We start from the raw sequence: 11,628 nt of genomic DNA on the forward strand, positions 1-11,628 counted from the left end.
TGACATGCTAAGAAGAAGGGAAGGTTATGAGGTTATTGGATAAAAACATGAACAACTATTTTCTGAAGCCTGCTTACAAAATGTGAGGAAGGCAGCAGCCCTGGAATAAGTTTTTGACATACGCATTTTGAAAAAGACTGGGGGAAACAGTATGAATAAACAAGGCAATCAAATGTCATTTTTACGTACAATTATTTTAGTCTCCACTTTCGGCGGGCTTCTTTTTGGCTATGATACCGGTGTGCTCAATGGAGCTTTACCGTATATGGGAGAGCCGGATCAGCTTAATCTCAATGCCTTCACAGAGGGCCTTGTCACCAGTTCACTTCTTTTTGGAGCCGCGCTGGGTGCTGTGTTTGGCGGCAGGATGTCTGATTTTAACGGCCGCCGCAAAAATATTTTGTTCCTCGCTGTTATATTTTTCATTTCAACGATCGGGTGTACGTTTGCTCCAAATGTTACGGTCATGATTATTTCCCGTTTTGTGCTTGGTATTGCGGTTGGGGGTGCATCCGTAACGGTGCCTGCCTATTTAGCAGAGATGTCTCCTGTGGAAAGCAGGGGACGGATGGTGACGCAGAACGAATTGATGATTGTATCAGGACAGCTTTTGGCCTTTGTTTTTAATGCAATCCTTGGAACAACAATGGGAGACAACTCCCATGTGTGGAGGTTCATGCTGGTCATTGCGTCGCTTCCAGCCGTGTTCCTGTTTTTCGGCATGATCAGAATGCCCGAGAGTCCCCGCTGGCTTGTTTCGAAAGGGAGAAAAGAAGATGCTTTGCGTGTTTTGAAAAAAATCAGGGATGAAAAGCGGGCAGCAGCTGAGCTGCAAGAAATTGAATTCGCTTTCAAAAAAGAAGATCAGCTTGATAAAGCAACGTTTAAAGATCTTTCAGTCCCATGGGTGCGCCGTATTGTGTTTATTGGATTAGGGATTGCGATTGTACAGCAAATTACAGGTGTTAATTCGATTATGTATTATGGGACTGAAATTCTAAGAAATTCTGGTTTCCAAACGGAAGCCGCTTTAATCGGAAATATTGCGAATGGCGTGATTTCGGTATTGGCAACATTCGTCGGAATCTGGTTGCTGGGAAGAGTGGGGCGCCGGCCGATGCTGATGACAGGCTTGATCGGTACGACAACAGCGTTATTGCTAATCGGGATATTCTCACTTGTACTTGAAGGATCACCGGCACTTCCATATGTAGTCCTGTCATTAACGGTCACATTTCTTGCTTTTCAGCAGGGCGCCATTTCACCAGTGACTTGGCTGATGCTATCTGAAATTTTCCCGCTTCGCCTTCGCGGACTGGGAATGGGTGTTACGGTATTCTGTCTGTGGATGGTGAATTTTGCAGTCAGTTTCACGTTTCCAATATTGCTGGCAGCCATCGGGCTGTCCACAACGTTCTTTATCTTCGTTGGATTAGGAATTTGCTCTGTCTTGTTTGTGAAGAGGTTTTTGCCGGAAACGAAAGGGCTTTCGCTTGAGCAGCTGGAGGAAAACTTCCGGGCTTATGATCACGGCGGGGCAAAGAAGGATTCTGGGGCTGAAGTGATTGGATAATTAAAAAAAGAATCCGCACCCGAGTGCGGATTCTTTTTGGTTTCAAATTAGTTAGGTCTGACAAGGATTTTGACTTGGCTTTTCTCTTTAATAAGAGCCCCGAAGCCTTCCTCGATCAAATCATCTAGTACGATTTTTTTCGTTACGAGTTTGTCGGCTGAGAAATAGCCTTCTTTCATTAATGACAATACAGCCGGGAAGATGTCGCGGTATCCGATAATTCCTTTTACTGTACGTTCTTTGATTACGATATCGTTCGGATGGATTTCAGCACCTTTTTCCCAAATGCTGACGATGACGGTTTCACCGGCAATTGTAGTGGACTGGATGGCTTGTCGTAACACCACTGGGACACCCGTGACTTCGAATGCTACGTCAACACCGCCTCCTGTACGTTCTGCAATCTCAGCGACTACATCGTCTGTTTTAGACGGATCAACGATGATCGCGCCAAGCTCCTCAGCTTTTTGCTGGCGTTCAGGAGAAAGCTCAACAGCGTAAATATCAGTTGCACCGGCAGCCTTCAGCGCTTCAATGACAAGAAGTCCGATCGGGCCGCAGCCGAATACAGCCGCTTTGTCGCCTGCTTTGAGTTTGCTTGAGCGGACAGCGTATAGAGCAACTGCAGAAGGTTCAACGAGCGCGCCTTGTTCATATGATAATTCATCAGGAAGTTTGAACAAAAGCTCTTCATCTACAGAGACGTATTCAGAGAAACCGCCGCCTCCGCCGGCTAAGCCGAGGAATCCCATTTGTTCATCAAGGTTGTAGGCGCCTTGGTGGCCGTGTGTAGCAAAAATCGGCTCGACTACGACGCGGTCTCCAACTTTATAATTTTCAACGCCTTCTCCGACTTCGACAACTTCACCGGAGAATTCATGCCCCATTGTGACAGGTGCCGTTTCATTTGTTAATGGATGCGGTTTGTCAACCGGAATAAAGATCGGGCCGCCCAGATATTCGTGTAAATCACTTCCGCAGATGCCGCACCATTTGACTTTGATCTTTACTTTTCCCGGCTCCGTTTTTGGCTCTTCGATATGTTCAATACGGATATCCTTTTGGTTATGCCATCTTGCTGCCTTCATGGATTACCACTCCTATAGCTTTTGATGTGAGTAATTCCGCACCGGTCAATATGAACTGTTCACAAAATCGCCATTTTTAAAACCAAAAAAGAAATGAAATTTTTATATAATATAATCTACGTTTTTTTGAAAAAAGAAACTTTGAAGAAAAAAGGGTCTCGCACACTCTTTTTTCTTTATATGAGAGTATCAATCGTTTACATAGCTATGAATTTGGTTTGAACAATACGGTAATGGTTCGTTCATATTGAATGCGACAACTACTCTATCAATAATTATAACGCTAATACTGCTATTATAATAGGATAATCTTCCATGGTTTAATTTAACAGAGGTAACTTTTTTGACTTTGTAACATTACTGTAAGGATATTGAAATAAAAAATAGCTGGTTGATCGTGTATAATCTTCCTAGATGTTAACAAACAGGGGGACGAAATGTTGAAGAAAGTCATTTTAGCCGCTTTTATCTTAGTAGGAAGTACTTTGGGAGCTTTTAGTTTTTCATCAGATGCCAGTGCGAAACATGTGAACGGAAATATTACTTGGTATAATGGAGTCGGGAAAAAAGGCTCTTCAGGTAAGAAACTTGGACATTGGGATTGTGCGACCAAAATCGGATTTGATGTTCCTAGAAACGGGACAAAAATCAGAGCTTATGCAAAAGCGAAGCCTAAAAAGGTGATTACGGTTTATAAAAATGATGTTGGCAGAATGCCTAATGCAGTGCTGGATGTTAGCCCTAAAGCGTTTAAAGCGCTTGGATACCCATTAAGCAAAGGTAAAGTAGCGGGGCATTACAGCTATTAATGTACATATATAATCTGGAAAGCAAGAAGTCACATTCTTGCTTTTTCTATTGGTGGAGATAAAAGATGAAAAAAAGAATCATATTATTATTAGCAGTGATAATAGCGGCAGCTGCCGCTGGAGTTGCGTTTTATGTTGCAAAGGATAAAGGCCATGAGAAGGCTGCTGATGTTTCAGTCAATACCGAAAGCGGTGATGAGCTGCTGGTTTCAATTACAGATACGGATCTGCTGACAAAGTATTATGAAAATGACAAGGTGATCCATGAGGAGAAGCTGACCAGCTATCCGGCATTTGCCTTGGATCAAAAACAGCAGGTGCTCTATTATACGGGCAATAATGAACAGAATGAAATGAGGCTTTTTAAACTGGATCTAAAGTCTAATAAAAAGACGGTGCTTTATAAAGGCGCGGAGAGTGCAGACAGTTTGTTTTTATCAAAGGACCGTTCAACCATCTATTTCCGCTTAGGAAAATCGGACGAAAGCAATTTTCGGATCGCCGCTTTTGATCTGAAAACGAAAAAGTACAAAAATCTTTATCCTGCCGCTAATGATCAGGATAACACCGTCAGCAGCTTCTTTTATAACCAAAAAAACGATTCATTTGCATTGCTTCATTATTCTGTAGAAGAAGACTACAAGAAAACAGATGAAGCAAACGAAAAGGGCATCGATCCTGAACCGACAACGATTCATTTTGCGGAAGGCCGTCAACATAAATTTAATGAGCTGAAAAGCCTGAACCAATTTATCAGCGATATTGCTGTTTCTGATGATGATAAACGTATTTTATTCACATCATATACGCAGAAAGGAACGGAGCAAACCGCTTCTATTCAAATGCTCAATGCGGATACGAAAAAATATGAAAGCATCATCTCAAATCAAAAATCATTTAAGCTGTTAATTGACGCACAGCCTCAGTTTTCTAAGGATGGGAAGAACATTTATTTTCTTGCCGAAGCCAAGGGGGCTAAAAAGCTGAAGGACGAAACAGGGCGTGAAGCTAAGGTGCGGACGATTTATTCCTATAGCCTTGAAAATAAGACCTTCAAAAAAGTATGGGAAAATCCAAACGGCATCATCAACAGCTTTTCTGTGATTAACTAATAAAAACCACTCGGCATGAGCTGAGTGGCTTTTTTAATGGATGAGGTGCAGAGCTAATGATCCGAGCCATTTAAAGATATGAATCAGAGGTACCGACAAAAACAGAAGTTCAACATATGAGTTCATTGCAACATTCAGCTTTTTGAACGCAGCTCTTTTTTTCAAGTCTTTTTGCTGCTGGTTTGAGATCACGTTATCACTCCTCTTATATCCATATTATACCATTAAAACAGACAAAAAAGCCCTAAACGTTTACAGTTTTGGGCTTCTTTCTTCGTATTTGGCCTCTTGCAATGAGAGGTTTTTATTCTGAAATATAGAATTTTGTCTCCGTTCGGAGTTTGTTTGCTTGCAGGAGACTGCATTTGTTATAGGGAAGAACTAGCTTGTTTTCGTTTGGCTGTTGTTTTGGAGATTCACTAATGAACGGATGCCGTCGACCATTTTACTTCCGCACAAAGGGCACAATGGCGTATCACTGCTGGCGAAGTTTTTTCGGGTCCAGCCATTACAGTCTTCTTTTGTGCATTCCCAAGTACTCACATCTTCTTTTGGCAGCGGTTCTTGATTTCGTTTGTTATAGTAAGACATAAAGTCACTTCTTCCCTCATGTATTTTACTGCACATTTCTTATTGTCTCATACTTTTCCCTAATCTCCTAATTCCTTTTTCTTTATGACTTTCCAATAACCCCATCTAAAAAGGAGAGGAGTGTGCTGTTAAAAGCATCTGGCTCTTCTAAAAACGGGCAATGGCTGCTTTTAGGAAAGGTAACGAGTGTCGCGTTTGGAATATTGCTCCGCAAGTGTTCCCCAGCTGCTGTAGAGAAAAATTTCTTGTCTTCCCCGAAGCACAGCAATGTCGGCACATTGATGTTTTGGAGGGTGCCCCGGTAATCAGCGGCCGTTTGGTTAAATAAAATCGTGCTAGAAATGGCAGCCGGCTGTTTGAGGATTTCTGCCAGCATCCATTCTGTTTCGGTCTCGGCAGGCGGTTCTGCGAACATATTTTGGATGAAGCTTTCGTAGAAAGGCAGCGGGTCAGTTTGAATGGCGTGCATCGCTGTTTTTAAGCCGTCAAAATCAAATGGACCGTGTTCCCAGCCCTCCCATTGATAGTCGGAAGCGGATTGATCGATGATCACAGCGGCTTGAATATTATCATTCTCAAATTGATTGAGATAATCCCATACGACAAAAGCGCCCATTGACCAGCCGGCAAGAACGACATGGTCAAGCTCCATTGCATTTAGAAATTCCCTTATGTCACGTGCATATTGGGAAATGGTGTGGCCGTGAAGCACTTTGTCAGATTCGCCGTGTCCTCTAAGATCAAGACGAATACATTGATAATTGGCAGAAAGTGCCGAAAATTGTTTGTGGAAAAATTGTCCGCTCATCAGCACCCCATGTATAAACAGGATCGGCGTCCCTCTCCCGTGTGTTTCATAGTAAAGGCGTGTCTGATCTTCTAATGTGATGTATGGCATGTTTCTCCTCCTTTAGTTTCCATCATGAGTATGGCTGGCTGCTGTTGAGCTGATGATGACAGCTGTCGCGGCTGCCTGCTGCGCTTGAATGGCTGTTTCGATAGCGGTGTATAGTCCTGATTCCATCAGCAGATTTTTCTCCATATGCTCACTGAGATAGAGGCTGACAGCAATTTTAAAATTCATTTCCTTTTGCCATTTAAAAGCTTTTTCCTGGTTTAATTCGTCAGTGATGCACAAAACCGTTTTGATATCTGGCTCTTCCAGAAATGTGAGGAGAGCAAGGTCTGGATAATGATAATCCTTTGGTTTTTTGACAGATTCAGTGATCGATTGATATATCTGTTTGCAAGCGGAAACAAGCATTTCGGGCTCTTTTTCACTTTGCAAGGCCAGAATATGGCTGACCTGATGTAAGTACTGTCCTTTTTTAAAGCCGTTGGCTGCCAGCAGCTGATAGCATGTTTCCGCCTTCTGTAGCGCCTGCAAACCTTTTTCGTTTTCTCCAAGCAGTATGGCAAGCGGAACATTCTGAGTTGAAGTGAGGAAATAATGATTTTTCTTCATCTGCTGATAAACTGCTAGCCCCATGTTCATCTGTTCTTTTTGGTTTGTCGTTTCAGATTTGCCGGTGAGCAAGATCAGAGCGGAAAGGTATGTGAACATATCCCGCTTATATCCTAGCTTCACCATTTCATTGTATACATCGATGAAAGTATGAAATGTTTGTTTTGCCTTATGCTGAAAATGAATGTCCAGAATAGATGCAACAGTAAAGCGGTGGTGTGAATTGAGTGTTGAGAAGCTGCCGATGTTTGATTTGATATAGCTGCTCAAATCATAAAAGCGCTGAAAATCAAACTCTCTTTTATTCACAATATATGCAGAAGAAATGAGCATTAATATCTGATCGTGTGAAACTTTCCATTTTAATTTTGATTTTAATTCAGCATAAATGGAAATGTATTGCTTTATTTTTTCATGTAGGTCGTGTGTCAGCATAAAAAGCAGCTCCTTTTGCTGTTTTTACGTAATACGATAAATAGGGCCAAAGGTTCCATAAAGAAAAAACTTGCCTGCTAGAGGCAAGTTTGTCTGGTTATTTATGGGGATCTGTTATATCCATCGGTCTCATCATGTCATAGTCTTCATGCTCTAGAATATGGCAATGCCATACGTATCGTCCGCTGTACGGACCGAATGTCGCCGCGATTCTCAGGACTTCACCTGCATGCGCTTGAATGGTGTCTTTCCAGCCCTTTTCACTTGGCGGCGGCGGGACAGCCGGACCGGTATAGGACAATTCCCCGCTTTCTTGATAACGGGCGATATCAAACGGCCGCCGGTCTAATACACGGAAGGAGACTAGATGCAGGTGGATCGGATGTGTTCCGCGTGTCGGGTTGATAATGGACCATATTTCAGTTGTGCCGACTTTTGGTGCTTCTGTGACGGGATCGTGCCAGCGTTTGTTATTAAGCAGAAGGACGGGTCTGCCGTATTCGTCCTGGGTGCCTGCCAGTTTTAGCGTTCTGATGTTTTGTATTCTTTCATGCTGTACCGAAGGGTATGAGGCGAGGTACTTCGGCTTTCTGCTTTCGTCTTTTTGTGCCAATGGTTTTGTGACTCTGAATTGCATGATATTAGCATCTGTTTCAGGATTGACGTCACCGCCACAGCCCGCGCTGTTTGCCAAAATGATCGATTCTCCTTCATATGCTGTGAAGTCAATGATGATATCGTAACGTTCAGCAGGCGCAAGGCTGAAAGAATTCAGTTTAACAGATCGCGGCAGGAGCCCTCCATCTGAACCAATCTGAATAAACTCTCCGCCATTATCGAGTGACAGGTTATAGGTTCTTGTATTGGAGGCGTTGATGACACGGAATCGGTATTTCCTTGGCTCGACCTCCAAGTATGGCCATACCTTCCCGTTGACGAGTATGGTTTCTCCGCAAAAAGCCGGAACGATTGAAGGATTAGGCAGTGACGGAGAAGGGTTTTCCGGTGCGCTCGGATAAAACAAAGAACCATCCTCATTGATCGTGCGGTCTGTGATAAGAAGCGGCACATCGTATTCGTCTGAAGGCAGTTTTAAGCGTTTTTCCTTTGGGTCATGAATGATATAAGCACCGACAAGTCCGGCATAGACATTTAGCCTGGTGAGCGCCATGGCGTGATCGTGATACCACAATATAGCCCCGCGCTGCTGGTTTGGATAATGATAAACCTCTCTTTTGAAATAAGGTCCTGTTTGTTCAAAGTCTTTGGAAAACCAAGCCTCCGGATACCCGTCACTATCATCTGGCGTGACGCCGCCGTGTAAATGAACAACTGTCTTTACCTCAGGCTCTTCATGCTGGCTGTCACTGTGATGAATGGTGTGATCAATCGGAAGGAAATGCGTGGAAGGTAGGTTATTCATCCATTTTACATATACGTTTTCATTTCTTTTAACCTCAATGGTCGGCCCCGGAAATAAGCCGTTGTAGCCCCACAGGCGGGTTGGAGGGAGATCGCGATGGAGCTGATGGGTGCATTCCTCCATGGTGACTTCGTAGTATGTTTTTTCTTTTGATTGCTGTACTGGCTTTAGTGTATCTGGGATTGGGAGAGCATCCACAAATTTTTCAAGTGTCATTTTCATCTGTCCTTATCTAAATTTTCCAAATTGGTATTATAGTTAATGACAATAAGGACGTGATGGTTACAAAAAATCTTCGTGCTGCAGACTGCCCGAGAAAGAAAATAACAAAATCCTAAACGGCTGGCCGTTTAGGATTTGATCAGCATTAAGGCAGGATATCGGGCTGCTGCTGTGTGACTGGGTTGGCAGCCGCTTTCTCGCTCACCTTGCGTTTTCTGAACACAAGGTAAGAAATCAGAACGATTCCCGTGATGACGCCTGTAAGCAGCAGCTCGTCTCTCATGGAATCAATAAACGCCATGGACACTAAAATTCCGCAAATGGCGATGATGGTCAAGTAGGTTAGGAAAGGGAAGAGCCACATTTTGATCTTCAATGCTTCTGGGTTTGTTTTTTCGAGTTTTTTCCGCATTTTCAGCTGGGAAACAGCGATGACAAGATAGACGAGTAAAGCGATTGCGCCTGATGAGTTGACTAAGAATAAAAAGACGGTATCCGGTGAAAAATAGTTCATTACGACCGCGATATAAGAGAAAAATGTCCCGGCCACAATGGCTTGTACGGGAACGCCTTTTTTGCTCAATTTCATAAAACGGCGCGGCGCTTCGTTTCTTTCTGCAAGAGAATACAGCATTCTGGATGTGGTGTACAAACCTGAATTCAGGCAAGAGAGTACGGCTGTGAGGACGATAAAGTTCATAATCTGTGCGGCTGCGGGCACTCCTATATGCTCAAGTACAGCGACGAAAGGGCTTTCTAAAATATTTGCTGAATTCCATGGCAACAGCGCTACGACAATGGCGATTGAGCCCACGTAAAAGACGATGATGCGCCATACAACGGATCTGGTGGCTTTTGTCACAGATTCGATCGGGTTGGATGTTTCCCCTGCTGCAATGGCAACGATTTCAGTTCCCATAAAAGAGAAGATGACAACGACAATGCCGAGCAATACGGAGCTGATGCCCTCCGGGAAAAATCCGCCTTTGCCTGTAAGATTCGAAAAACCGACTGGCTCACTGCCCGGTGCAAAGCCAAAAATAAAGGCAAAACCAACGATTAGAAAAGCAATGATAGTCACAACTTTAATGAGGGAGAACCAATATTCAAACTCACCGAAAGACTTAACGGAGTAGACGTTTGTCAGGGTGAGCACAATGGTCAAGATCAAACTTGTCAGCCACAGCGGAATATCATGGAACCAGTATTGAATAATGCCAGCACCGGCAATGGCTTCGATCGCGATGACGATCACCCAGAAAAACCAGTACAGCCAGCCGATTGTAAATCCTGCCCACGGTCCGATGGCGTCGTGAGCGTATTGAGAAAACGATCCGCTCGTCGGGTTTACGGCAGACATCTCACCGAGCATTCTCATAATAAAAATCACCAATAATCCGGCTAACGCGTAAGAAACAACGGCACCCGGACCGGTCGAGTGAATCACTGAACCGCTGCCTACAAATAGGCCGGCTCCGATTACACCGGCAATCGAAATCATTGTCATATGGCGGGTCTTTAATTCCTTTTTTAATCCTGATTGAGATTGGTTCATAAGTTACCTCCTTTTAAAATGCAATCATTACTGAATATTATGATAATTGAAACTCTATCATAAATATACAGTTTGTCGAAAATTCGTGTAAGAAAATATACCAGCTTATTTCAAATTTGTAGTGTTTTGTTTGCGCTTTCAGCGAATGTGTGGAAAAAATGTTTCGTTTTTTATTTGCTGTGTGATTTTGTATACTATTTACAATTCGATAGAATGCGAGAAGCGCTGGTGTCATTGGATCTGATGGGCTTTTTGGCGGAGCAAATAAATTGGATGAGAGAAAAAGTGTTCCATCGTCACTATTTTTCTGTGGCGGGTGAATCATGTTTCTGTAGACCCACTGCGGATCAGCTTTGTAAGATAATAATAGGAAAATGTGAGCGGGGAGGAGGTTTTGTATGGAGAGATATGATGAACTGAAAAAGGGAGAATCCGGAGCGCTGGTCAGCATTGCCGCGTATCTAGTTCTTTCCGCAATTAAACTGATCATCGGTTATCTTTTTCACTCGGAAGCACTTACGGCAGACGGGTTAAATAACACAACTGACATTATTGCTTCTGTTGCTGTGCTGATTGGCCTGCGCATCTCTCAAAAGCCTCCTGACGAAGATCATCCATACGGCCACTTTCGAGCGGAAACGATTGCATCGCTTATCGCATCGTTTATTATGATGGTTGTCGGCCTGCAAGTGCTGTTCAGCGCCGGAGAATCTATTTTTTCTGCTAAACAAGAGACACCGGATATGATTGCGGCTTGGACGGCAGCGGGCGGGGCAGTCCTGATGCTGATCGTTTACCGGTACAATAAAAGGCTGGCCAAAAAGGTGAAGAGCCAGGCGCTCCTTGCTGCGGCTGCTGATAATAAATCAGACGCATTCGTCAGTATCGGCACATTTATCGGCATTGTAGCTGCTCAATTCCATCTTGCTTGGATTGATACGGTCACTGCGTTTGTGATCGGTCTGCTTATTTGCAAGACCGCATGGGATATCTTTAAAGAGTCATCTCACTCTTTGACAGATGGATTCGACATAAAGGACATTTCCGCTTATAAACAGACAATCGAAAAAATCTCCGGTGTGAGCCGTTTAAAAGACATAAAAGCAAGATACTTGGGCAGTACGGTTCATGTTGATGTGGTGGTTGAGGTATCGGCAGATTTAAATATTACGGAAAGCCACGATATAGCCAATGAAATTGAGCGGAGAATGAAGGAGGAGCATGCGATTGATTATTCGCATGTTCATATGGAGCCTTTAGAACACAAATAATTGAGCTTCCTGCCACAGGAAGCTTTTTTGTGTGTTTTGGCCAGCTTTATTGGAAACAATTTGCTAGAATCGTTTTTTTATACA

The 11,628-nt window shown here is 43.4% G+C and carries 12 protein-coding genes; 4 read left to right on the top strand and 8 right to left on the bottom strand.

Going from position 1 to position 11,628, the window contains the following annotated elements; translation table 11 throughout:
- Nucleotides 1-151 precede the first annotated feature (151 nt).
- A complete protein-coding gene (gene iolT, locus MHH82_RS40095; protein ID WP_038827713.1) occupies nt 152-1,573 on the top strand; it encodes a myo-inositol transporter IolT in 1,422 nt (473 codons plus the stop codon).
- A gap of 47 nt (nt 1,574-1,620) precedes the next feature.
- Here iolT and bdhA read toward each other — a convergent pair whose 3' ends face one another.
- A complete protein-coding gene (gene bdhA / locus MHH82_RS40100) occupies nt 1,621-2,661 on the bottom strand; it encodes a (R,R)-butanediol dehydrogenase (RefSeq protein ID WP_003234015.1) in 1,041 nt (346 codons plus the stop codon).
- A 437-nt stretch (nt 2,662-3,098) separates the two neighbouring features.
- Between bdhA and walM the strand changes: the two genes are divergently transcribed.
- On the top strand, nt 3,099-3,470 hold the full coding sequence (walM, locus tag MHH82_RS40105; protein WP_003234013.1) for a cell wall metabolism protein WalM: 372 nt from the start codon (nt 3,099-3,101) through the stop codon (nt 3,468-3,470).
- A 65-nt stretch (nt 3,471-3,535) separates the two neighbouring features.
- A complete protein-coding gene (locus MHH82_RS40110; protein ID WP_042977956.1) occupies nt 3,536-4,582 on the top strand; it encodes a PD40 domain-containing protein in 1,047 nt (348 codons plus the stop codon).
- A gap of 33 nt (nt 4,583-4,615) precedes the next feature.
- Here the strand turns inward: MHH82_RS40110 and MHH82_RS40115 are convergent, their stop codons facing one another.
- From MHH82_RS40115 to MHH82_RS40145, 7 genes are all read right to left on the bottom strand, one after another.
- Nucleotides 4,616-4,774 (bottom strand): hypothetical protein, encoded by a 159-nt coding sequence (locus MHH82_RS40115; RefSeq protein ID WP_003243985.1) that lies wholly within the window; start codon nt 4,772-4,774, stop codon nt 4,616-4,618.
- A 189-nt stretch (nt 4,775-4,963) separates the two neighbouring features.
- The gene (locus MHH82_RS40120; RefSeq protein ID WP_003234008.1) at nt 4,964-5,173 is read right to left on the bottom strand and encodes a cold-shock protein; all 210 of its coding nucleotides are present in this window, start codon (nt 5,171-5,173) and stop codon (nt 4,964-4,966) included.
- A gap of 82 nt (nt 5,174-5,255) precedes the next feature.
- Nucleotides 5,256-6,071, bottom strand: coding sequence for an alpha/beta fold hydrolase (locus MHH82_RS40125; RefSeq protein WP_165634610.1), 816 nt, complete (start codon nt 6,069-6,071; stop codon nt 5,256-5,258).
- A 12-nt stretch (nt 6,072-6,083) separates the two neighbouring features.
- Entirely contained in the window at nt 6,084-7,073 is a 990-nt protein-coding gene (locus tag MHH82_RS40130) for a DUF4003 domain-containing protein (RefSeq protein ID WP_026009853.1), read from the bottom strand.
- 97 nt (nt 7,074-7,170) lie between these two features.
- Complete coding sequence (gene cotA, locus MHH82_RS40135) at nt 7,171-8,712, bottom strand: outer spore coat copper-dependent laccase CotA (protein ID WP_014479048.1); 1,542 nt, start codon at nt 8,710-8,712, stop codon at nt 7,171-7,173.
- Nucleotides 8,713-8,863: 151 nt separating this feature from the next.
- Nucleotides 8,864-10,273, bottom strand: coding sequence for a GABA permease (gabP, locus tag MHH82_RS40140; RefSeq protein WP_003233998.1), 1,410 nt, complete (start codon nt 10,271-10,273; stop codon nt 8,864-8,866).
- A 37-nt stretch (nt 10,274-10,310) separates the two neighbouring features.
- Nucleotides 10,311-10,598 carry a hypothetical protein gene (locus MHH82_RS40145; protein ID WP_072175442.1) on the bottom strand — a complete coding sequence of 96 codons (288 nt, stop codon included), beginning with the start codon at nt 10,596-10,598 and terminating at the stop codon, nt 10,311-10,313.
- 73 nt (nt 10,599-10,671) lie between these two features.
- Between MHH82_RS40145 and mneS the strand changes: the two genes are divergently transcribed.
- A complete protein-coding gene (gene mneS / locus MHH82_RS40150) occupies nt 10,672-11,544 on the top strand; it encodes a manganese transporter MneS (protein ID WP_015382984.1) in 873 nt (290 codons plus the stop codon).
- Nucleotides 11,545-11,628 lie beyond the last annotated feature (84 nt).

The sequence above is a fragment of the Bacillus sp. FSL K6-6540 genome, assembly GCF_038007545.1.